The organism is Proteus appendicitidis, assembly GCF_030271835.1.
Taxonomy (GTDB): Bacteria; Pseudomonadota; Gammaproteobacteria; order Enterobacterales; family Enterobacteriaceae; genus Proteus; species Proteus appendicitidis.
This window is the reverse complement of record NZ_CP127389.1, coordinates 157,025-178,645: the sequence shown is the minus strand read 5'-3', so window position 1 is coordinate 178,645 and position 21,621 is coordinate 157,025. Positions and strand designations below refer to the sequence as shown.

Annotated in this window: 27 protein-coding genes, 6 tRNA genes and 4 rRNA genes; 1 reads left to right on the top strand and 36 read right to left on the bottom strand. The window is 45.1% G+C overall.

Annotation, left to right across the window (positions count from 1 at the left end):
* Window positions 1–4 precede the first annotated feature (4 nt).
* The 28 genes from rplO to QQS39_RS00800 form a co-directional block, all read right to left on the bottom strand.
* Window positions 5–439: a 50S ribosomal protein L15 gene (gene rplO / locus QQS39_RS00935; RefSeq protein WP_004246944.1), complete on the bottom strand. Its 435-nt coding sequence runs from the start codon at window positions 437–439 to the stop codon at window positions 5–7.
* A gap of 3 nt (window positions 440–442) precedes the next feature.
* A complete protein-coding gene (rpmD, locus tag QQS39_RS00930; RefSeq protein WP_036914634.1) occupies window positions 443–622 on the bottom strand; it encodes a 50S ribosomal protein L30 in 180 nt (59 codons plus the stop codon).
* Window positions 623–627: 5 nt separating this feature from the next.
* Window positions 628–1,128, bottom strand: a complete 501-nt coding sequence (gene rpsE / locus QQS39_RS00925; RefSeq protein WP_023583472.1) for a 30S ribosomal protein S5 — start codon at window positions 1,126–1,128, stop codon at window positions 628–630.
* A gap of 14 nt (window positions 1,129–1,142) precedes the next feature.
* Window positions 1,143–1,496 carry a 50S ribosomal protein L18 gene (rplR, locus tag QQS39_RS00920; protein WP_075674040.1) on the bottom strand — a complete coding sequence of 118 codons (354 nt, stop codon included), beginning with the start codon at window positions 1,494–1,496 and terminating at the stop codon, window positions 1,143–1,145.
* Window positions 1,497–1,505: 9 nt separating this feature from the next.
* Entirely contained in the window at window positions 1,506–2,039 is a 534-nt protein-coding gene (gene rplF, locus QQS39_RS00915; RefSeq protein ID WP_023583470.1) for a 50S ribosomal protein L6, read from the bottom strand.
* Between the two features lie 14 nt (window positions 2,040–2,053).
* Window positions 2,054–2,446: a 30S ribosomal protein S8 gene (gene rpsH, locus QQS39_RS00910; protein WP_100158931.1), complete on the bottom strand. Its 393-nt coding sequence runs from the start codon at window positions 2,444–2,446 to the stop codon at window positions 2,054–2,056.
* A gap of 32 nt (window positions 2,447–2,478) precedes the next feature.
* Window positions 2,479–2,784, bottom strand: coding sequence for a 30S ribosomal protein S14 (gene rpsN, locus QQS39_RS00905; RefSeq protein ID WP_006535503.1), 306 nt, complete (start codon window positions 2,782–2,784; stop codon window positions 2,479–2,481).
* Window positions 2,785–2,796: 12 nt separating this feature from the next.
* Entirely contained in the window at window positions 2,797–3,336 is a 540-nt protein-coding gene (gene rplE, locus QQS39_RS00900) for a 50S ribosomal protein L5 (RefSeq protein ID WP_036933223.1), read from the bottom strand.
* A 13-nt stretch (window positions 3,337–3,349) separates the two neighbouring features.
* The gene (rplX, locus tag QQS39_RS00895) at window positions 3,350–3,664 is read right to left on the bottom strand and encodes a 50S ribosomal protein L24 (protein ID WP_006535502.1); all 315 of its coding nucleotides are present in this window, start codon (window positions 3,662–3,664) and stop codon (window positions 3,350–3,352) included.
* A gap of 10 nt (window positions 3,665–3,674) precedes the next feature.
* A complete protein-coding gene (gene rplN, locus QQS39_RS00890; RefSeq protein ID WP_004246955.1) occupies window positions 3,675–4,046 on the bottom strand; it encodes a 50S ribosomal protein L14 in 372 nt (123 codons plus the stop codon).
* A gap of 176 nt (window positions 4,047–4,222) precedes the next feature.
* Window positions 4,223–4,477 (bottom strand): 30S ribosomal protein S17, encoded by a 255-nt coding sequence (gene rpsQ / locus QQS39_RS00885; RefSeq protein ID WP_023583468.1) that lies wholly within the window; start codon window positions 4,475–4,477, stop codon window positions 4,223–4,225.
* On the bottom strand, window positions 4,477–4,668 hold the full coding sequence (gene rpmC, locus QQS39_RS00880) for a 50S ribosomal protein L29 (protein ID WP_004238624.1): 192 nt from the start codon (window positions 4,666–4,668) through the stop codon (window positions 4,477–4,479). Before rpmC ends, rpsQ begins: the two co-directional genes overlap by 1 nt.
* Complete coding sequence (rplP, locus tag QQS39_RS00875) at window positions 4,668–5,078, bottom strand: 50S ribosomal protein L16 (RefSeq protein ID WP_006535500.1); 411 nt, start codon at window positions 5,076–5,078, stop codon at window positions 4,668–4,670. The genes rpmC and rplP overlap by 1 nt, the downstream gene beginning before the upstream one ends.
* 12 nt (window positions 5,079–5,090) lie before the next feature.
* Window positions 5,091–5,792: a 30S ribosomal protein S3 gene (gene rpsC / locus QQS39_RS00870; RefSeq protein WP_023583467.1), complete on the bottom strand. Its 702-nt coding sequence runs from the start codon at window positions 5,790–5,792 to the stop codon at window positions 5,091–5,093.
* A 17-nt stretch (window positions 5,793–5,809) separates the two neighbouring features.
* On the bottom strand, window positions 5,810–6,142 hold the full coding sequence (gene rplV, locus QQS39_RS00865; protein ID WP_006535498.1) for a 50S ribosomal protein L22: 333 nt from the start codon (window positions 6,140–6,142) through the stop codon (window positions 5,810–5,812).
* A 14-nt stretch (window positions 6,143–6,156) separates the two neighbouring features.
* Entirely contained in the window at window positions 6,157–6,435 is a 279-nt protein-coding gene (gene rpsS, locus QQS39_RS00860) for a 30S ribosomal protein S19 (protein ID WP_004246960.1), read from the bottom strand.
* Window positions 6,436–6,449: 14 nt separating this feature from the next.
* Window positions 6,450–7,274: a 50S ribosomal protein L2 gene (rplB, locus tag QQS39_RS00855; RefSeq protein WP_006535497.1), complete on the bottom strand. Its 825-nt coding sequence runs from the start codon at window positions 7,272–7,274 to the stop codon at window positions 6,450–6,452.
* A gap of 19 nt (window positions 7,275–7,293) precedes the next feature.
* Window positions 7,294–7,596 carry a 50S ribosomal protein L23 gene (gene rplW / locus QQS39_RS00850; RefSeq protein ID WP_004246962.1) on the bottom strand — a complete coding sequence of 101 codons (303 nt, stop codon included), beginning with the start codon at window positions 7,594–7,596 and terminating at the stop codon, window positions 7,294–7,296.
* A complete protein-coding gene (gene rplD, locus QQS39_RS00845) occupies window positions 7,593–8,198 on the bottom strand; it encodes a 50S ribosomal protein L4 (RefSeq protein WP_023583466.1) in 606 nt (201 codons plus the stop codon). The genes rplW and rplD overlap by 4 nt, the downstream gene beginning before the upstream one ends.
* A 16-nt stretch (window positions 8,199–8,214) precedes the next feature.
* Window positions 8,215–8,844 carry a 50S ribosomal protein L3 gene (gene rplC / locus QQS39_RS00840; protein ID WP_023583465.1) on the bottom strand — a complete coding sequence of 210 codons (630 nt, stop codon included), beginning with the start codon at window positions 8,842–8,844 and terminating at the stop codon, window positions 8,215–8,217.
* 32 nt (window positions 8,845–8,876) lie between these two features.
* Window positions 8,877–9,188 (bottom strand): 30S ribosomal protein S10, encoded by a 312-nt coding sequence (gene rpsJ / locus QQS39_RS00835; RefSeq protein WP_001181005.1) that lies wholly within the window; start codon window positions 9,186–9,188, stop codon window positions 8,877–8,879.
* Window positions 9,189–9,514: 326 nt separating this feature from the next.
* Window positions 9,515–9,988, bottom strand: coding sequence for a bacterioferritin (gene bfr / locus QQS39_RS00830; RefSeq protein ID WP_151436626.1), 474 nt, complete (start codon window positions 9,986–9,988; stop codon window positions 9,515–9,517).
* Between the two features lie 77 nt (window positions 9,989–10,065).
* Complete coding sequence (gene bfd / locus QQS39_RS00825) at window positions 10,066–10,263, bottom strand: bacterioferritin-associated ferredoxin (protein ID WP_151436625.1); 198 nt, start codon at window positions 10,261–10,263, stop codon at window positions 10,066–10,068.
* Window positions 10,264–10,499: 236 nt separating this feature from the next.
* On the bottom strand, window positions 10,500–11,684 hold the full coding sequence (tuf, locus tag QQS39_RS00820) for an elongation factor Tu (protein WP_151436284.1): 1,185 nt from the start codon (window positions 11,682–11,684) through the stop codon (window positions 10,500–10,502).
* Between the two features lie 121 nt (window positions 11,685–11,805).
* A tRNA-Thr gene (locus QQS39_RS00815) sits at window positions 11,806–11,881 on the bottom strand.
* A gap of 5 nt (window positions 11,882–11,886) precedes the next feature.
* Window positions 11,887–11,961: transfer RNA gene (locus tag QQS39_RS00810), tRNA-Gly, on the bottom strand.
* An 82-nt stretch (window positions 11,962–12,043) separates the two neighbouring features.
* Window positions 12,044–12,128, bottom strand: a tRNA-Tyr gene (locus tag QQS39_RS00805).
* A gap of 15 nt (window positions 12,129–12,143) precedes the next feature.
* A tRNA-Thr gene (locus tag QQS39_RS00800) sits at window positions 12,144–12,219 on the bottom strand.
* A gap of 438 nt (window positions 12,220–12,657) precedes the next feature.
* On the opposite strand from QQS39_RS00800, the gene coaA reads away from it, so the two are divergent.
* Window positions 12,658–13,605: a type I pantothenate kinase gene (gene coaA / locus QQS39_RS00795; protein WP_196736872.1), complete on the top strand. Its 948-nt coding sequence runs from the start codon at window positions 12,658–12,660 to the stop codon at window positions 13,603–13,605.
* Between the two features lie 131 nt (window positions 13,606–13,736).
* Here the strand turns inward: coaA and birA are convergent, their stop codons facing one another.
* From birA to QQS39_RS00755, 8 genes are all read right to left on the bottom strand, one after another.
* Window positions 13,737–14,699, bottom strand: a complete 963-nt coding sequence (gene birA / locus QQS39_RS00790) for a bifunctional biotin--[acetyl-CoA-carboxylase] ligase/biotin operon repressor BirA (RefSeq protein ID WP_285805231.1) — start codon at window positions 14,697–14,699, stop codon at window positions 13,737–13,739.
* Window positions 14,696–15,730 carry a UDP-N-acetylmuramate dehydrogenase gene (gene murB / locus QQS39_RS00785; RefSeq protein WP_285805230.1) on the bottom strand — a complete coding sequence of 345 codons (1,035 nt, stop codon included), beginning with the start codon at window positions 15,728–15,730 and terminating at the stop codon, window positions 14,696–14,698. The genes birA and murB overlap by 4 nt, the downstream gene beginning before the upstream one ends.
* 179 nt (window positions 15,731–15,909) lie before the next feature.
* Window positions 15,910–16,025, bottom strand: a 5S ribosomal RNA gene (gene rrf / locus QQS39_RS00780).
* A 50-nt stretch (window positions 16,026–16,075) separates the two neighbouring features.
* Window positions 16,076–16,151 (bottom strand) — tRNA-Thr (locus QQS39_RS00775).
* 44 nt (window positions 16,152–16,195) lie between these two features.
* A 5S ribosomal RNA gene (gene rrf, locus QQS39_RS00770) occupies window positions 16,196–16,311 on the bottom strand.
* Between the two features lie 117 nt (window positions 16,312–16,428).
* A 23S ribosomal RNA gene (locus QQS39_RS00765) occupies window positions 16,429–19,331 on the bottom strand.
* Window positions 19,332–19,698: 367 nt separating this feature from the next.
* A tRNA-Glu gene (locus tag QQS39_RS00760) sits at window positions 19,699–19,774 on the bottom strand.
* A gap of 84 nt (window positions 19,775–19,858) precedes the next feature.
* A 16S ribosomal RNA gene (locus QQS39_RS00755) occupies window positions 19,859–21,401 on the bottom strand.
* Together the 16S, 23S and 5S rRNA genes with 2 tRNA genes alongside form the textbook arrangement of a ribosomal RNA operon.
* Window positions 21,402–21,621: the final 220 nt, after the last annotated feature.

Below are 21,621 nucleotides of genomic sequence, written 5' to 3'. Positions count from 1 at the left end.
TCACTTATTCCTCAATTTTACCGCCAGCTGATTCGATTGCTGCACGGGCACCTTTGGTAACACGCAGACCACGAATAGTCACTGCACGGTTAACCTCGCCAGACAGAATTAATTTTGCAAATTCAATCTGTGGGCCAACAACGTTTGCGGCTTTCAGTGCATTCAGATCGATTACATCGCCTTCAACGTAAGCTAAATCAGACAGACGGATTTCCGCAGTCACGAATGATTTACGTGAAGTAAAACCAAATTTTGGTAAACGACGATATAAAGGCATCTGGCCACCTTCAAAACCACGACGTACGCCACCGCCAGAACGAGATTTCTGACCTTTGTGACCACGGCCGCCAGTTTTACCTAAGCCAGAACCGATACCACGACCTACACGTTTAGGCGCATGCTTGGCACCTTCAGCCGGAGACAGAGTATTTAAACGCATCTCTTACTCCTCAACTTTAACCATATAGGAAACCAAGTTGATCATACCGCGAACTGCTGGTGTATCTTCGCGTTCTACAGTGTGACCGATGCGACGCAGACCTAAACCAGTCATAGTTGCCTTATGTTTAGGCAGACGGCCGATTAAGCTGCGTGTTTGAGTAATTTTAATAGTCTTAGCCATGGTCATTACCCCAGAATTTCTTCAACGGATTTACCACGCTTAGCTGCGACCATATCTGGAGACTTCATGCTATCTAAAGCGTCCAGTGTTGCACGAACCACGTTAATCGGGTTAGTGGAACCATAGGTTTTAGCCAGTACGTTACGAACGCCAGCCACTTCTAGAACTGCACGCATTGCACCACCTGCGATGATACCGGTACCTTCATGAGCAGGCTGCATAAATACGCGAGAGCCTGTGTGAGTACCTTTAACAGGGTGGAACAGAGTACCGTTGTTTAAAGCGACGGTTTTCATATTGCGACGGGCTTTTTCCATCGCTTTCTGGATTGCTGCCGGAACTTCGCGAGCTTTGCCATATCCAAAACCAACGCGGCCATTACCATCACCAACTACTGTAAGAGCGGTGAAGCTAAAGATACGACCACCTTTAACGGTTTTAGATACGCGGTTTACCGCGATCAGCTTTTCCTGCAGTTCGCCAGCTTGTTTCTCGATGTGAGCCATCTTACACTCCTACCTTAGAACTGAAGGCCAGCTTCACGGGCAGCATCTGCCAGTGCCTGGACTCGACCATGATATTGGAAACCGGAACGGTCAAATGATACTACTTTGATACCTTTTTCCAGAGCGCGTTCAGCAACAATTTTACCAATTACCGCTGCTGCTTCTTTGTTTCCAGTGTTTTTCAGTTGCTCAATGATAGCTTTTTCTGTAGTAGAAGCGGCCACCAAAGTTTCAGAACCGTTTGGTGCAATAACCTGCGCATAAATATGGCGAGGGGTACGGTGTACCACCAGGCGAGTCGCACCCAATTCCTGGAGCTTACGGCGTGCGCGGGTCGCACGACGGATACGAGCTGCTTTCTTATCCATAGTGTTACCTTACTTCTTCTTAGCCTCTTTGATACGCACAACTTCGTCGGCGTAACGAATACCTTTACCTTTATAAGGTTCAGGGCGACGGTAAGCACGCAGTTCAGCTGCTACTTGACCAATCACTTGCTTATCCGCACCTTTCAGCACGATTTCAGTTTGTGTTGGGCATTCAGCAGTGATGCCTGCTGGCAGTTGGTGTTCCACTGGATGTGAAAAACCTACTGATAAGTTAACCGCATTGCCTTTAATAGACGCACGATAACCTACACCTACCAGTTGCAGTTTCTTAGTGAAGCCTTCGGTAACACCTACAACCATTGCATTTAACAGAGAACGAGTAGTACCCGCTTGTGCCCATGCATCAGCAAAACCATCGCGAGGTGCGAAAGTTAAGTGGTTGTCAGCATGTTGAATTTCAACTGCATTATGGATAGTACGAGTTAGCTCGCCGTTTTTACCCTTAATCGTAATTACCTGACCGTTGAGTTTAACCTCTACGCCGGCAGGAATGACGACGGGTGCTTTTGCCACACGAGACATTCTTTCCTCCCGAATTAAGCTACGTAGCAGATAATCTCGCCACCAAGACCTGCTTGGCGAGCTGCACGATCAGTCATAACACCTTTTGAGGTAGAAACAACAGCGATGCCCAGTCCTGCCATAACATTTGGCAGCTCATCTTTTCTTTTATAGATGCGCAGACTTGGACGGCTTACGCGCTGAATGCTTTCTACTACAGCCTTACCTTGGAAATATTTTAAAGTGATTTCCAGTTCTGGCTTAGTGTCGCCTTCAATTTTAAAATCTTCAATATAACCTTCTTCCTTAAGCACGTTGGCAATCGCCACTTTCAGCTTGGAGGAAGGCATTGTGACCGCAACTTTGTTCGCGGCCTGACCGTTACGGATACGGGTCAGCATATCCGCGATGGGATCTTGCATGCTCATCTGTCTTTACTCCCGTGATTCAATTATGGTAATTACCAGCTAGCCTTTCTAAGGCCCGGGATTTCACCGCGCATAGCGGCTTCACGGACTTTAATACGGCTGAGGCCAAATTTCCGCAGGAAACCGTGCGGACGTCCAGTTTGACGGCAGCGGTTACGCTGACGTGAAGGACTTGAATCACGTGGCATAGTTTGCAGTTTCAGAACAGCATTCCAACGATCTTCGTCAGACACGTTCACATCTGAAACGATAGCTTTCAGTTCTGCGCGTTTTGCGAAGAATTTCTCAGCTAAATTCGCACGTTTTACATCACGTGCTTTCATAGATTTCTTAGCCATGAATGCCCTGCCTTACTTGCGGAACGGGAAGTTAAACGCTGCTAACAGTGCGCGACCTTCATCATCTGATTTCGCAGTCGTAGTAATGGTAATATCCAAACCACGAACACGATCCACTTTATCGTAATCGATTTCAGGGAAGATGATTTGCTCACGTACGCCCATGCTGTAGTTACCACGTCCATCAAATGATTTAGCGGACAAACCACGGAAGTCACGGATACGTGGTACAGCAATAGAGATCAGGCGTTCAAAGAACTCCCACATGCGTTCGCCACGCAGGGTCACTTTACAGCCGATCGGATAGCCCTGGCGGATTTTGAAGCCTGCAACAGATTTGCGTGCTTTGGTGATCAAAGGTTTTTGACCTGAGATTGCTGCTAAATCAGCTGCTGCATTGTCCAGCAGTTTTTTATCAACAATCGCTTCACCAACACCCATATTCAGGGTGATCTTCTCGACCCGAGGGACTTGCATGACAGAATGGTAACCAAACTGAGACATCAGTTTTTGGACTACCTCGTCTTTGTAGTAATCATGCAGTTTCGCCATCGTATACTCCAAATTACTTGATAGTTTCTTTATTAGACTTGAAGAAACGAACTTTTTTGCCGTCTTCGAATCTAAAACCTACACGGTCAGCCTTGCCGGTTGCCGCATTGAAGATTGCAACGTTAGAAACTTGGATAGAAGCTTCTTTTTCAACGATGCCACCTGGTTGGTTCAGAGCCGGAACTGGCTTCTGATGTTTTTTAACCAGATTAATACCTTCAACGATAACTTTACCAGAAGAAAGAACCTGTTTTACTTTACCGCGCTTACCTTTATCTTTACCAGTTAGCACGATAACTTCGTCTTCACGACGGATTTTCGCTGCCATTGCCTGCTCCTTAGAGTACTTCAGGTGCCAGAGAGATTATTTTCATAAACTTCTCGTTACGAAGTTCACGAGTAACCGGCCCAAAAATACGCGTACCAATAACTTGCTCGCTGTTGTTGTTTAACAATACACAAGCGTTGCTATCGAAGCGAATGACAGAACCGTCAGGGCGACGAACACCCTTCTTGGTGCGCACCACTACCGCTTTCAGTACATCACCTTTCTTAACTTTACCACGTGGAATTGCTTCCTTGATGGTAATTTTGATGATGTCACCTACATCTGCGTAGCGACGGTGCGAGCCACCTAGAACCTTGATACACATTACGCGACGTGCACCGGAGTTGTCGGCCACGTTCAGCATAGTCTGTTCTTGGATCATTTTAGTGCTCCGCTAAATGTCAACTACTACTGAGCCACTTCCACATTAGAAGAGGCCGTTCAATATCCCATAATACGAGGGAGCGGCATTATAACACCACATTCTCGATATGGACAGAAAAAATAAACGGCTCGTTCAGTTTTGAGCCGTTTATTTCGTACGAAAAGGCTATTTTATTACAGAACAGCTTTTTCTACAACGCGAACTAACGCCCAAGACTTAGTCTTAGATAGTGGACGTGTTTGACGAATTTCTACTACGTCACCAATTCCACATTCGTTGTTCTCGTCATGTACATGCAGTTTGGTCGTACGACGGATAAACTTACCATATAATGGGTGTTTAACCATACGATCGATAGCAACGACAATAGATTTCTCCATTTTGTCACTAACTACACGACCTTGCAGAGTACGGATTTTATCGGTCATTACGCACCCGCCTTCTCAGTCAGTAAAGTCTTAACGCGTGCGATATTACGACGCACTTGTTTCAACAGATGAGACTGTTGTAACTGACCACTTGCTGCCTGCATACGCAGGTTAAACTGCTCGCGCAGTAAGTTCAGCAGTTCTGTGTTCAGCTCTTCAACGCTCTTTTCGCGCAGCTCTTTTGCTTTCATTACATCACCGTCTTAGTTACAAAGGTGGTTTTGATAGGCAGTTTTGCTGCCGCCAGCTTGAATGCTTCACGGGCCAGTTCTTCAGGCACACCATCCATTTCATACAGGACTTTACCTGGCTGGATTAAGGCAACCCAATACTCAACGTTACCTTTACCTTTACCCATACGGACTTCGAGCGGCTTTTCAGTGATTGGTTTGTCTGGGAACACACGGATCCAGATTTTACCCTGACGCTTAACTGCACGGGTCATTGCACGACGTGCCGCTTCGATCTGACGTGCAGTCAGACGACCACGGCCCACAGCTTTAAGACCGTAAGTCCCGAAGCTTACATCCGCACCAGCAGCTAAGCCACGGTTGCGGCCTTTGTGCACTTTACGGAATTTTGTACGCTTTGGTTGTAACATCAGCGACTCTCCTTACTTGCGGCCTTTACGCTGCTGCTTTTTAGGTTGAGCAGCCGGTTTTTCCGCCTGTTCAACTGCAGCCATACCACCCAGGATCTCACCTTTGAAGATCCATACCTTAACGCCGAGCACACCATAAGTGGTTTGTGCTTCTGAGGTATTGTAGTCGATATCTGCACGCAGAGTGTGCAGAGGTACACGACCTTCACGATACCATTCAGTACGAGCGATTTCAGCGCCGCCTAAACGACCACTTACTTCCACTTTAATACCTTTAGCGCCTAAACGCATAGCGTTCTGTACCGCACGCTTCATAGCACGACGGAACATAACACGACGTTCCAGCTGTGAAGTGATGCTGTCAGCAACTAATTTTGCGTCCAGTTCAGGTTTACGTACTTCGGCGATATTAATTTGCGCAGGAACGCCAGCGATATCCGCTACGTTTTTGCGCAGTTTTTCAACATCTTCACCTTTTTTACCGATAACGATGCCTGGGCGAGCAGTGTGAATAGTCACACGGATGCTTTTCGCAGGACGTTCGATAACGATACGAGATACAGATGCTTTAGCCAGTTCTTTAGTTAAGTACTGACGTACTTTAAAGTCGCTGTCTAGGTTGTCAGCGAATTCATTGGTACCCGCATACCATGTGGAATTCCAAGGCTTGACAATGCCAAGGCGGATACCATTAGGATGTACTTTTTGACCCATTGCTAGTCTCCAGAGTCTCAGCGATCAGACACAACCACAGTGATGTGGCTGGTGCGCTTCAGAATACGATCTGCACGGCCTTTTGCACGAGGCATAATGCGCTTCATAGAAGGACCTTCGTCAACAAAGATCTTAGCTACTTTCAGATCATCAATGTCAGCGCCATCGTTGTGTTCTGCATTAGCAATAGCAGACTCCAGTACTTTCTTCACTAAACCAGCAGCTTTCTTGTTGGTAAAGGTTAAAATTTCCAGAGCTTGCGACACTTTCTTACCGCGAATCAGGTCAGCTACCAAGCGAACCTTCTGAGCAGAAGAACGAGCGTGGCGATGCATAGCGATAGTTTCCATCTCTTCCTCCTACCTTATTTTTTCTTAGCCTTTTTATCGGCTGCATGACCGCGATAAGTACGGGTCGGCGCGAATTCACCCAGTTTGTGACCAACCATTTCGTCGGAAACGTAAACTGGAACATGCTGACGACCATTATGGACAGCGATGGTCAAACCGATCATGTTAGGAAAGATCGTTGAACGACGGGACCAAGTCTTAACAGGCTTTTTGTCACCGCTTTCCACCGCTTTCTCTACCTTCTTCAGCAAGTGCAGGTCAATGAAAGGACCTTTCTTGAGAGAACGTGGCATGGCTTATCCTCTAATTATTTCTTAGTACGACGATGAACGATGAAATGTTCAGTGCGTTTGTTTTTACGAGTCTTCTTACCTTTGGTTTGAACGCCCCAAGGTGTTACTGGGTGTTTACCAAAGTTACGACCTTCACCACCACCATGTGGGTGATCGACTGGGTTCATCGCAGTACCGCGGACGGTAGGACGAATACCACGCCAGCGACTTGCACCAGCTTTACCCAGAACGCGTAACATGTGCTCAGAGTTGCCAACTTCACCGATAGTTGCACGGCAATCAGAAGGAACTTTACGCATTTCACCAGAACGCAGACGAATAGTGACATAAGCACCATCACGAGCAACGATCTGAACGTAAGTACCAGCTGAACGAGCTAACTGACCACCTTTACCTGGTTTCATTTCTACGTTATGAACTGTAGAACCAACCGGGATATTACGCATTGGTAAGGTGTTACCCGCTTTGATAGCAGCATCAACGCCAGACTGAACTTTATCACCCGCTTTCAGGCCTTTTGGAGCCAGAATGTAGCGACGTTCACCATCAGCATACAGCACTAAAGCGATGTTAGCTGAACGGTTTGGATCATATTCCAGACGTTCTACTGTCGCAGGGATACCATCTTTGTTGCGTTTAAAGTCAACAATACGGTAAGCCTGTTTGTGACCACCACCGATATGACGGGTAGTGATACGACCATTGTTGTTACGACCACCGGACTTGCTGTTTTTTTCCAGCAATGGCGCATAAGGTTTCCCTTTATGCAGCTCAGGGTTTACCACTTTAACTACGTGGCGACGGCCCGGAGACGTAGGTTTACATTTAACAATTGCCATTGTTCTTTACTCCTCCGACTTACTCAGCGCCGCCGACGAAGTCCAGATTCTGGCCTTCCTTCAGGGTGACGTAAGCTTTTTTCCAGTCGCTACGACGACCAATACGCTGACCGTGACGTTTCACTTTGCCTTTCATCAGCAGAGTGTTAACACTTTCAACTTCGACTTCAAACAGTTTTTGTACAGCTGCTTTAATCTCTGCTTTGGTCGCGTCTTTAGCAACTTTGAGAACGATGGTGTTTGATTTTTCCATCGCGATAGAAGCTTTTTCAGATACATGCGGCGCGCGCAGTACTTTCAGCAGACGTTCTTCACGGATCATGCCAGCATCTCCTCAACTTGCTTCACAGCGTCAGCAGTCATGACGACTTTGTCGAAGGCGATTAAGCTAACAGGGTCGATTGTTGCTGCATCACGTACGTCAACTTTATATAAGTTACGTGCTGCTAAATACAGATTCTCATCTACATCAGCAGTGATGATCAGAACATCTTCCAGTGCCATATCTTTCAGTTTCTGCGCTAAAAGTTTAGTTTTAGGAGCTTCAACAGAGAACTTCTCTACGACGATCAGACGATCTTGACGTACCAGTTCAGACAGAATGCTCTTCAGAGCACCACGGTACATCTTTTTGTTTACTTTTTGACTGTGGTCCTGTGGTTTAGCTGCGAAGCTAACACCACCAGAGCGCCAAATTGGGCTCTTGATTGAACCTGAACGTGCACGACCTGTACCTTTCTGTCTCCAAGGCTTTTTGCCTGAACCAGAAACTTCAGCACGGGTTTTCTGAGCACGAGTACCTTGACGAGCACCAGCAGCGTATGCAACGACTACTTGATGCACAAGCGCTTCGTTAAAGTCACGCCCGAAGGTAGTTTCGGAAACAGTCAGCGCGCCTTGCGCGTCTTTCATTACCAATTCCATTCCTATCTCCTCGACGTTACGCCTTGACAGCTGGTTTAACGATCAGGTCACTGCCAGTTGCACCTGGAACAGCACCTTTGACCAGCAGCAGGTTGCGCTCAGCGTCAACACGTACTACTTCCAGGCTCTGAACGGTAACTTGTTCGTTACCCAGTTGACCTGCCATTTTCTTGCCTTTGAACACCTTACCCGGAGTCTGGTTCTGACCGATAGAACCCGGAACACGGTGAGACAAGGAGTTACCGTGGGTAGCATCTTGAGTACGGAAGTTCCAGCGCTTTACAGTACCGGCAAAACCTTTACCTTTAGATGTTCCAGTAACGTCGACTTTTTTAACGTCAGCGAAAATTTCTACGCTAATGCTTTGACCTACAGTGTATTCTTCGCCTTCATTCAGACGGAATTCACGTAGTAAGCGGCCAGCTTCAACACCAGCTTTAGCAAAATGACCTGCTTCAGGTTTCAGTACACGGTTAGCTTTTTTGCTACCAGTAGTCACCTGAATGGCACGATAACCGTCTTTCTCCAGATCTCTGACCTGAGTAACACGGTTGTTTTCAATTTCGATAACGGTTACAGGGATTGAAACGCCATCTTCAGTGAAGATACGAGTCATTCCTACTTTTTTACCGACTAAACCAATCATTGTTTCAACCTCTCAATCGCTTGATGACCTGATTAACCTAGGCTGATCTGCACGTCTACGCCGGCAGCCAGATCCAGACGCATCAGAGCATCAACGGTTTTCTCGGTTGGCTCAACGATGTCAACCAGACGTTTGTGAGTGCGAATTTCATACTGATCACGCGCATCTTTATTAACGTGCGGAGAAATCAACACTGTGAAACGCTCTTTGCGAGTCGGCAGTGGGATTGGACCACGAACTTGCGCACCAGTGCGCTTAGCAGTCTCTACGATTTCCGCAGTTGATTGATCAATCAGACGATGATCAAAAGCTTTCAGGCGGATACGGATTCTTTGGTTCTGCATGAGACCAGAGCTCCAACTATTTTTTATAAACGTAAATGATCACTACTCGTACCCATTTCGATTGATGAGAGAGTGTAATCGTTCTGCATATAACTCCCCAATTGGGAGTATTATATTAATGCAATATAAAATCTGCATTAGCTGATAAATCAGCCTCACTAAATCAGTGAGCCTGCGCATTATACTTGCCTGAGTGATGAAATCAAGCCAAGAATAAAAAATCAGCGATAAAAATTCATTTTATCTTTTTGAAAATAAAAAAAGCAAAGGCAACCGTCATCACCTTTGCTTTAAAAGCCGTCTAACAACTCACTAAAGAAGATAAATTATTCTTCAATAATTTGTGCTTGCAGATAGTTTTGAAGTCCCATTCGTTCGATAAGTTCAAGCTGGGTTTCAATCCAATCAATATGCCCTTCTTCATCGGTTAGAATTTCTAGCATCAAATCACGGCTGACATAGTCATGAATTGAATCTGCATAAGCAATAGCTTCACGTAAATCTTTGGCACCGCCTAATTCCAGTTCCAGATCAGAACGTAGCATCTCTTCAACATCTTCTCCGATATGTAGTTTGCCTAAATCTTGTAAGTTTGGAATACCTTCAAGGAACAAAATACGCTCGATATATTTATCAGCGTGTTTCATCTCATCGATGGATTCATGGTATTCCATTTCATTGAGGCGCGTAAGTCCCCAATTTTTGAACATTCGGGCATGCAGGAAATACTGATTAATTGCAACAAGTTCACCACCTAATAATTTATTAAGGTGGGCTATCATTTTTTTATCACCTTTCATTTTTATGCTCCTTTGCTTCCAGTCTTTTCAGTGTAGACCTTTTATACAAAGAGGAGAGAAAGGAAATTTAAAATTTGTTATGCAACTTCAGAAATTTGAGGGTAAAGAGCAGATTGCTCATTTTCGATCAGTTGACGAGTTTGACGTACACATTTACCACAACAACTTCCAACGGGTAAGATTTTGCGTAATTCATTAATAGTGTGAATTTGATGGTTACGGACAGTCGAGATAATTTTTTTATCACTCACACCGTGGCAAAGACATACGTACATAATAACAACCTCATTAACTTCTCACGAACAAGATAGTAAATGATAATTATTATGATTTCAATTTCTATTTATTTGACTTAAGTATACTTACTTATATCGCAAAAGATGAAAATGATGAAGCAAGGAAAAATATTAATACTTAATTGTAATTTAAAATAGCTAATCTTCAGATACAAAAAACAGATACAAAAAAGGGCATCTAACGATGCCCTCTTCATGCATAAATCTATCAGGAATTAACCTAATACTTTAGCAACAACGCCCGCACCTACTGTACGGCCACCTTCACGGATAGCGAAACGTAAACCGTCGTCCATCGCGATTGGGTGAATCAGTTCAACGATCATGTTGATGTTGTCACCTGGCATTACCATTTCTACGCCTTCTGGTAATTCGATAGTACCAGTTACGTCAGTTGTACGGAAGTAGAACTGTGGACGGTAGCCTTTGAAGAATGGAGTGTGACGACCACCTTCATCTTTGCTCAGAATATATACTTCTGATTCGAATTTAGTATGTGGCTTGATTGAACCTGGTTTTGCCAGTACTTGTCCACGTTCGATTTCTTCACGTTTAGTACCACGCAGAAGAACACCAACGTTCTCACCTGCACGACCTTCGTCAAGTAATTTACGGAACATTTCAACGCCAGTACAAGTTGTTTTAACTGTTGGTTTGATACCAACGATTTCAACTTCTTCACCAACTTTAACAACACCACGCTCAACACGACCTGTTACTACTGTACCACGACCTGAGATTGAGAATACGTCTTCGATTGGTAACAGGAATGGTTTGTCAATTGCACGCTCTGGTTCTGGGATATAAGAATCCAGTGCTTCTGCTAATTCAACAATTTTTGCTTCCCACTCTGCTTCGCCTTCCAGTGCTTTCAGCGCTGAACCACGGATAACTGGAGTGTCATCACCTGGGAAATCGTATTGAGACAGAAGTTCACGAACTTCCATTTCTACTAATTCTAACAGCTCTTCATCATCAACCATGTCACATTTGTTCAGGAATACGATGATGTAAGGAACACCAACCTGACGACCTAACAGGATGTGCTCACGAGTTTGTGGCATAGGACCATCAGTTGCAGCAACAACCAGAATAGCACCGTCCATTTGCGCAGCACCAGTGATCATGTTTTTAACATAGTCGGCGTGACCTGGGCAGTCTACGTGTGCGTAGTGGCGGGTTGGTGTGTCATATTCTACGTGTGAAGTAGAGATGGTGATACCACGTGCTTTTTCTTCTGGTGCGTTATCGATTTGATCGAATGCACGAGCAGAACCACCGTAAGTTTTAGCTAAAACTGTAGTGATTGCAGCAGTCAGAGTTGTTTTACCGTGGTCAACGTGGCCGATAGTACCAACGTTAACGTGCGGTTTTGAACGTTCAAATTTTTCTTTAGACATTTAAATTGTCCCTCTAAGACACGGAATCGGTGGTTACACCACATCAACCAAGCAGTAAGTAAATTAGCGATTTGCTAGTGCTTGTTAAGATTTTAATCAGGGAGGCAAGAACATGAAGGAGTGGTGCTGATAGGCAGATTCGAACTGCCGACCTCACCCTTACCAAGGGTGCGCTCTACCAACTGAGCTATATCAGCACATCTGGAGCGGGCAGCGGGAATCGAACCCGCATCATCAGCTTGGAAGGCTGAGGTAATAGCCATTATACGATGCCCGCAGAACTCGGCTACCTGACTTAAAATCAGCTTTGTATTCTACTTAAGTGTTTACCAATTTAAAACACTTAAGTTAGGAATTAATGGTGGTGGGAGAAGGATTCGAACCTTCGAAGTCTGTGACGGCAGATTTACAGTCTGCTCCCTTTGGCCGCTTGGGTATCCCACCAAACCTAATTTTTAATGGTGCCGGCACCAAGAGTCGAACTCGGGACCTACTGATTACAAGTCAGTTGCTCTACCAACTGAGCTATGCCGGCTAAGTGGTGCGCATTCTAGGAGGACTTTCATCATGATGCAACAAAAAAATTGCGATATTTGTTCTTTTGCTTAGATTTTGTTCATTTTTGATTGAATTGTTGATTTTTTAGGAAAAAAACGACCAAAATGCCAACAAAAATTCATGATAGATTAGCAAGCTAATTTATCTATCCAGCCCTAAATTTATTAACCATCAATAAATTTTTAGAAAAAAGATTGATTGCGCCCTTATTAGTCTACGCTAAAAAAATATTTTTATGACTATTTTTTGTACTTTTTTTACAGATTTATTCAGTTCGTGTCAAAAAAAGTAGAAAAAATTTAAAAAATATCTACGCCTAAGAGTCATCACTCGTTATGATGCTGTTTATTTTTTATCGGATACGGGTGTTTTAAACAGCCTGTCCAACCTGCGAATATTAGGCAGATGTTGGCTTATGAATAACAAAGAACGCTTTATAACCCCTTATTTAGAATTTGACAGAAAGCACTGGGCAACGTTAAGAGATTCCGTTCCTTTAACGCTAACCGAAAAAGAGATTGCTGATTTAAAAGGAATTAACGAAGAAATTTCTATTGATGATGTCATTGAGATTTATCTTCCTCTTTCAAGATTGCTCAATTTTTACATAAGTTCTAACTTACGTCGTCAAGCCGTCTTAGAGCAGTTTCTTGGAACAAGAAGCGCCAAAATCCCCTACATTATTGGTATAGCGGGTAGTGTTGCTGTTGGCAAAAGTACCACAGCTCGTTTACTACAAGCACTTTTAACCCGTTGGCCAGAACATCGTAAAGTTGATTTAATTACTACTGACGGTTTTCTTTTACCTAATGCAGAATTAAAGAAACGCGGAATAATGAAAAAGAAAGGATTTCCTGAATCCTATGATATGCATAGTCTTGTCTCTTTCGTTTCTGATATAAAATCAGGCAAGAAACAAGTCACAGCCCCTGTCTATTCTCATTTAGTGTATGACATCATTCCAGATAAAAAACAGGTTATTGAACAACCTGATATTTTAATCCTTGAAGGATTGAATGTATTACAAAGTAATCAGGATTATCCTCATGATCCACATAATGTTTTCGTATCAGATTATGTCGATTTTTCTATTTATGTTGATGCTGAAGAAGAATTACTAAAACACTGGTATATCAGTCGCTTTTTAAAATTTAGAGAAGGTGCGTTTACTGATCCTGAATCGTATTTTAATAATTACTCTAAACTAAGCAAAGAAGCGTCTATTGAAATAGCCTCTTCAATTTGGCAAGAAATTAATGGTTTGAATTTGAAACAAAACATTCTGCCTACGAAAGAAAGAGCGAGTCTTATACTAACCAAAGGGCAAAATCATACGATCACTAATGTTAGATTACGTAAATAACTCTAAACAATTCTTACCGTGTTATCTATATATTATTATGTTTTAGTTATTAAAAAATAGTATCGATAAATAAAAAGCTTTCCCATTTAGGAAAGCTTTTTATTTTTAGATGTTCGATGCAATTTAAGACATTACGATGCACTTCTCAGTGAAATTTCACCACCTATATAAGGTATGATTTTTCCATCCTGTTCTAAAAGTAGAGCGCCTTGATCATTAATACCTTTGGCAATACCAAAGATCTCTTTTTCACCAATAATCAGCTTCACCCGACGATCCATAAAGTTATCTAAACGTTTCCAACGCTCGATAAATATAGATAATCCTTGTTTTTCAAATTGAACAAATGCTTCTCTTAATGCATTTGTAATTTCACAAGCAAGTTCATTTCTATCAATTTTAATACCAACTTGCTCTAAATTAATCCATTGCTGATTAATCGCTTCATTTTGATTTTTACTCATTGCGATATTAATACCAATACCTGTGACAATATGAGCAACATCACCTGTTTTTCCTGTTAGCTCCACAAGAATACCTGAAAGCTTTTTATCATTTAAATAGAGATCGTTAGGCCATTTAACTTTAACGCCATCTGCGCCAAGTTTTTGCAATACTTCAGCCATAATAACGCCAACAACCAAACTCAGCCCTATTGCAGCGGCAGGTCCTTGATCGAGTTTCCAATACATACTCAAATATAAATTTCGACCAAAAGGCGAAACCCATTGACGCCCTCTTCTACCTCGCCCAGCAGACTGATATTCAGCAATACAGACATCACCCGATTTTAATTCGCTAATACGTTGGATTAAGTATTGGTTTGTAGAATCGATAACCGGAATAACGCTAGCAGGTTCACCATTGATGTTCTTGTTTACACTATCCGCATTTAACAAATTCATAGGAGCATCTAGTTGATAGCCTTTTCCCGCGACAGTTTGCACATCAATACCCCAGCTGCGCAATGTCTGAATATGTTTATTAATGCCTGCGCGTGTCATTCCTAAGCTTTCGCCTAGTTGTTCCCCTGAATGGATATTTCCGTCAGCAAGAAGCTCTATTAATAATAAGGGAGTTGGTGTTTCTTTCATGATATAGCATCCACTGCATTAATTTCGCCATATTGCCCCATAAAGCGAACTTCTGGCTCTAATTGTACACCGAAGCGCTCAAAGACTTTTTGGCGTATATATGCAGCTAAATTAACAATGTCTTTGCCCGTGGCTAGACCGTCTTTATTGATGAGAACAAGTGCTTGCTTCATATGAACAGCAGCACCACCAATCTGATGGCCTTTAAGACCACATTGATCAATCAACCAACCTGCAGCAAGTTTTACACCATCTTGTTGAACATATTGAGGACAGAAGGGGTATTCTGCTTTTAAATGTTGTGCAATACGAGTATCAACAATTGGGTTCTTGAAAAAGCTACCAGCATTACCTGTTATGGTAGGATCGGGTAGTTTGCTCGTTCTCATAGCGCACACAGATCCAAATACATCTTTTGGCGTTACGGTTTCTAATGGTAATTTAGACAAATCGCCATATGTAAGAATAGGCTCCCATTTTTTGCTAAGCTGTAAGCCAACAGCAATAATAGCAAAGCCTTGCTGGTAATGATGTTTGAAAATACTATCACGGTAACCAAATTGACATTCATTATTAGTTAATCGATGAACATGACCCGTACTTAACTCAACAATATCAACATAAGCACACACATCTTTTAATTCTTTGCCATATGCACCGATATTTTGTATGGGGGCTGAACCTACATTTCCTGGGATCAGTGCTAAATTTTCCAGTCCATAGATGTTCTTTTCTAACAGAAATTCAATAAGTGCATGCCAGTTTTCGCCCGCACCAACATGAATAGACCAATATTGCTCATTTTCAGTAATTTCAATACCAGCAATACAATTGCGGATAACAATACCATTAAAATCTTCTGTAAACAGTACGTTACTACCGCCACCTAGAATAAGGGTGGGTAATTTCTGCTCATGGGCATTTTGCCAATATGTACAAAGCTCATCTTTATTATTTGCAGTTTCTATTTGGTGAGCTTTTGCTCTCAAACCAAATGTATTAAATGCTTGCAATGAAACCGATTCTTTCATGAAAGTCTACCTCATTTAGCTGATGGCTTAGTTTAACAGCCTAGCATCGCTGAGGATAGTAAAGTGGCAGGTGATTAGTATGGAGATATTATATCTACATTTCAGATGTCTTATGATCTTTTAAAATCCCAAACGCAAAAAAGCCAACCCAGTGGGTTGGCTTTCTCGTCTTATTTAATGCCTGGCAGTTCCCTACTCTCACATGGGGAGACCCCACACTACCATCGGCGCTACAACGTTTCACTTCTGAGTTCGGCATGGATTCAGGTGGGTCCGCTGCGCTATGGCCGCCAAGCAAATTCTGTATTTATAACTGTCTGTTTATGCAGTTATAATAATTTTTTATGGTGCTGATACCCAGATTCGAACTGGGGACCTCACCCTTACCAAGGGTGTGCTCTACCAACTGAGCCATATCAGCACTAGTGGCTTATTGTCACCGGCTGACACAGCCTAAATTTTAATGCCTGGCAGTTCCCTACTCTCACATGGGGAGACCCCACACTACCATCGGCGCTACAACGTTTCACTTCTGAGTTCGGCATGGATTCAGGTGGGTCCGCTGCGCTATGGCCGCCAAGCAAATTCGGTTTTATTACCCGTTACTGTTGTTTCTTCCTCAGTAACCAGCAATTTCAATCTTAAACAAGCTTACTTCATCTACTGTCGTCTCTCAGACAAAACACCTTCGGTGTTGTCAGGTTAAGCCTCACGGTTCATTAGTACTGGTTAGCTCAACGTATCGCTACGCTTACACACCCAGCCTATCAACGTCTTAGTCTTAAACGTTCCTTTAGGTCACTCTAGGTGACAGGGAAGACTCATCTCGAGGCAAGTTTCCCGCTTAGATGCTTTCAGCGGTTATCTCTTCCGCACTTAGCTACCGGGCAATGCCATTGGCATGACAACCCGAACACCAGTGGTGCGTTCACTCCGGTCCTCTCGTACTAGGAGCAACCCCTCTCAATCTTCCAACGCCCACGGCAGATAGGGACCGAACTGTCTCACGACGTTCTAAACCCAGCTCGCGTACCACTTTAAATGGCGAACAGCCATACCCTTGGGACCTACTTCAGCCCCAGGATGTGATGAGCCGACATCGAGGTGCCAAACACCGCCGTCGATATGAACTCTTGGGCGGTATCAGCCTGTTATCCCCGGAGTACCTTTTATCCGTTGAGCGATGGCCCTTCCATTCAGAACCACCGGATCACTAAGACCTACTTTCGTACCTGCTCGAGCCGTCACTCTCACAGTCAAGCTGGCTTATGCCTTTGCACTAACCGCATGATGTCCGACCATGCTTAGCCAACCTTCGTGCTCCTCCGTTACTCTTTAGGAGGAGACCGCCCCAGTCAAACTACCCACCAGACACGGTCCCCGACCCAGATTATGGGCCTAGGTTAGAACATCAAACGTTAAAGGGTGGTATTTCAAGGTTGACTCCATGCAGACTGGCGTCCACACTTCATAGTCTCCCACCTATCCTACACATCAAGGCTCAATGTTCAGTGTCAAGCTATAGTAAAGGTTCACGGGGTCTTTCCGTCTTGCCGCGGGTACACTGCATCTTCACAGCGAGTTCAATTTCACTGAGTCTCGGGTGGAGACAGCCTGGCCATCATTACGCCATTCGTGCAGGTCGGAACTTACCCGACAAGGAATTTCGCTACCTTAGGACCGTTATAGTTACGGCCGCCGTTTACTGGGGCTTCGATCAAGAGCTTCTCCCTAAGGATAACCCCATCAATTAACCTTCCAGCACCGGGCAGGCGTCACACCGTATACGTCCACTTTCGTGTTTGCACAGTGCTGTGTTTTTAATAAACAGTTGCAGCCAGCTGGTATCTTCGACTGGCTTCGGCTCCGTCCGCAAGGGACTTCACTTACCGCCAGCGTGCCTTCTCCCGAAGTTACGGCACCATTTTGCCTAGTTCCTTCACCCGAGTTCTCTCAAGCGCCTGAGTATTCTCTACCTGACCACCTGTGTCGGTTTGGGGTACGATTGTTGGTAACCTGAAGCTTAGAGGCTTTTCCTGGAAGCAGGGCATCAATTGCTTCACCACCTTAGTGGCTCGTCATCACACCTCAGCATTAAGTGACCGGATTTGCCTAATCACTCTGCCTACATGCTTGAACCGGGACGACCGTCGCCCGGACAACCTAGCCTTCTCCGTTCCCCCATCGCAGTTACCACCAGTACGGGAATATTAACCCGTTTCCCATCGACTACGCTTTTCAGCCTCGCCTTAGGGGTCGACTCACCCTGCCCCGATTAACGTTGGACAGGAACCCTTGGTCTTCCGGCGTGCGGGTTTTTCACCCGCATTATCGTTACTTATGTCAGCATTCGCACTTCTGATACCTCCAGCATACCTCACAGTACACCTTCGCAGGCTTACAGAACGCTCCCCTACCCAACAACACATAGTGTCGCTGCCGCAGCTTCGGTGCATGGTTTAGCCCCGTTACATCTTCCGCGCGGGCCGACTCGACCAGTGAGCTATTACGCTTTCTTTAAATGATGGCTGCTTCTAAGCCAACATCCTGGCTGTCTGAGCCTTCCCACTTCGTTTCCCACTTAACCATGACTTTGGGACCTTAGCTGGCGGTCTGGGTTGTTTCCCTCTTCACGACGGACGTTAGCACCCGCCGTGTGTCTCCCGTGATAACATTCTTCGGTATTCGCAGTTTGCATCGAGTTGGTAAGTCGGGATGACCCCCTAGTCGAAACAGTGCTCTACCCCCGAAGATGAATTCACGAGGCGCTACCTAAATAGCTTTCGGGGAGAACCAGCTATCTCCCGGTTTGATTGGCCTTTCACCCCCATCCACAAGTCATCCGCTAATTTTTCAACATTAGTCGGTTCGGTCCTCCAGTTAGTGTTACCCAACCTTCAACCTGCCCATGGATAGATCACCGGGTTTCGGGTCTATACCCTGCAACTCATTCGCCCAGTTAAGACTCGGTTTCCCTACGGCTCCCCTATACGGTTAACCTTGCTACAGAATATAAGTCGCTGACCCATTATACAAAAGGTACGCAGTCACCTCACGAAGAGGCTCCTACTGCTTGTACGTACACGGTTTCAGGTTCTTTTTCACTCCCCTCGCCGGGGTTCTTTTCGCCTTTCCCTCACGGTACTGGTTCACTATCGGTCAATCAGGAGTATTTAGCCTTGGAGGATGGTCCCCCCATATTCAGACAGGATAACACGTGTCCCGCCCTACTCGTCGAGTTCACAATAACAGCATCTTCAGATACGGGGCTATCACCCTTTACTGCCGGACTTTCCAGACCGTTCTCCTGATGCTGCTGTTGATTAAGACTCTGGGCTGTTCCCCGTTCGCTCGCCGCTACTAGGGGAATCTCGGTTGATTTCTTTTCCTCGGGGTACTGAGATGTTTCAGTTCTCCCGGTTCGCTTCATTAACCTATGTATTCAGTTAATGATAATATCCATTGGATATTGGGTTTCCCCATTCGGAAATCGTCGGGTATAACGGTTCATATCACCTTACCGACGCTTATCGCAGATTAGCACGTCCTTCATCGCCTCTGATTGCCTAGGCATCCACCGTGTACGCTTATTCGCTTAACCTCACAACCCGAAGGTGTCTTTTTCGATGACTCTCTTGGTGGTGATGGCTGCGCAGATTACATTTCATCGTTGGGCAGTGCTCGCAATGCTCACATACTTTAGTATGTTCCGCTTGCTGTGCGCTGGCCGCCTCGAACTGTAAATTGCTCGCTCATCCCACTTTGATGTCAAAAACACACTCAAAGTTTGAGATTTTGAGAGACTCATCAATATACCTCGGTGATATATTGATTTGTTTTCAATTTTTCAGCTTGTTCCAGATTGTTAAAGAGCATAATAGGTAAAATAACTCACACGAATTATCTTAACTATTCTCTGATTCTCATCAGACTATAGTGTGGTACGCCTTTCACTCATACCGCGCAATTGGCGTCCCCTAGGGGATTCGAACCCCTGTTACCGCCGTGAAAGGGCGGTGTCCTAGGCCTCTAGACGAAGGGGACTTCAGTCAGCTTCGCAGACGCGCTTTTGCTCGTTCTTCATCAGACAATCTGTGTGAGCACTACACATAACACGTATCTCTTAGGTAAGGAGGTGATCCAACCGCAGGTTCCCCTACGGTTACCTTGTTACGACTTCACCCCAGTCATGAATCACAAAGTGGTAAGCGCCCTCCCGAAGGTTAAGCTACCTACTTCTTTTGCAACCCACTCCCATGGTGTGACGGGCGGTGTGTACAAGGCCCGGGAACGTATTCACCGTAGCATTCTGATCTACGATTACTAGCGATTCCGACTTCATGGAGTCGAGTTGCAGACTCCAATCCGGACTACGACAGACTTTATGAGTTCCGCTTGCTCTCGCGAGGTCGCTTCTCTTTGTATCTGCCATTGTAGCACGTGTGTAGCCCTACTCGTAAGGGCCATGATGACTTGACGTCATCCCCACCTTCCTCCGGTTTATCACCGGCAGTCTCCTTTGAGTTCCCGCCATTACGCGCTGGCAACAAAGGATAAGGGTTGCGCTCGTTGCGGGACTTAACCCAACATTTCACAACACGAGCTGACGACAGCCATGCAGCACCTGTCTCAGAGTTCCCGAAGGCACTCCTCTATCTCTAAAGGATTCTCTGGATGTCAAGAGTAGGTAAGGTTCTTCGCGTTGCATCGAATTAAACCACATGCTCCACCGCTTGTGCGGGCCCCCGTCAATTCATTTGAGTTTTAACCTTGCGGCCGTACTCCCCAGGCGGTCGATTTAACGCGTTAGCTCCAGAAGCCACGGTTCAAGACCACAACCTCTAAATCGACATCGTTTACAGCGTGGACTACCAGGGTATCTAATCCTGTTTGCTCCCCACGCTTTCGCACCTGAGCGTCAGTCTTTGTCCAGGGGGCCGCCTTCGCCACCGGTATTCCTCCACATCTCTACGCATTTCACCGCTACACGTGGAATTCTACCCCCCTCTACAAGACTCTAGCCAACCAGTTTCAGATGCAATTCCCAAGTTAAGCTCGGGGCTTTCACATCTGACTTAATTGACCGCCTGCGTGCGCTTTACGCCCAGTAATTCCGATTAACGCTTGCACCCTCCGTATTACCGCGGCTGCTGGCACGGAGTTAGCCGGTGCTTCTTCTGCGGGTAACGTCAATTGATAAAGGTATTAACTTTATCACCTTCCTCCCCGCTGAAAGTACTTTACAACCCTAAGGCCTTCTTCATACACGCGGCATGGCTGCATCAGGCTTGCGCCCATTGTGCAATATTCCCCACTGCTGCCTCCCGTAGGAGTCTGGGCCGTGTCTCAGTCCCAGTGTGGCTGATCATCCTCTCAGACCAGCTAGAGATCGTCGCCTAGGTGAGCCATTACCTCACCTACTAGCTAATCCCATATGGGTTCATCCGATAGCGCAAGGTCCGAAGAGCCCCTGCTTTGGTCCGTAGACGTCATGCGGTATTAGCTACCGTTTCCAGTAGTTATCCCCCTCTATCGGGCAGATCCCCATACATTACTCACCCGTCCGCCGCTCGTCAGCAAGAAAGCAAGCTTTCTCCTGTTACCGCTCGACTTGCATGTGTTAGGCCTGCCGCCAGCGTTCAATCTGAGCCATGATCAAACTCTTCAATTAAAAGTGTTTGATGCTCAAAGAAATCGAAAACTTAGCTATTCATAAATGAATTTACTTTTGTTGTTCACTCTTCAAGACTTGATACATCTAATATTTTAGAAGATATCGTCTCTGCGAGTGCCCACACAGATTGTCTGATAATTTGTTAAAGAGCAGTGCAACATTCGCTGCCGTTTCCGGTCTTCTGCGTTGTTGCGAGGAGGTGCATTCTACATCTTCC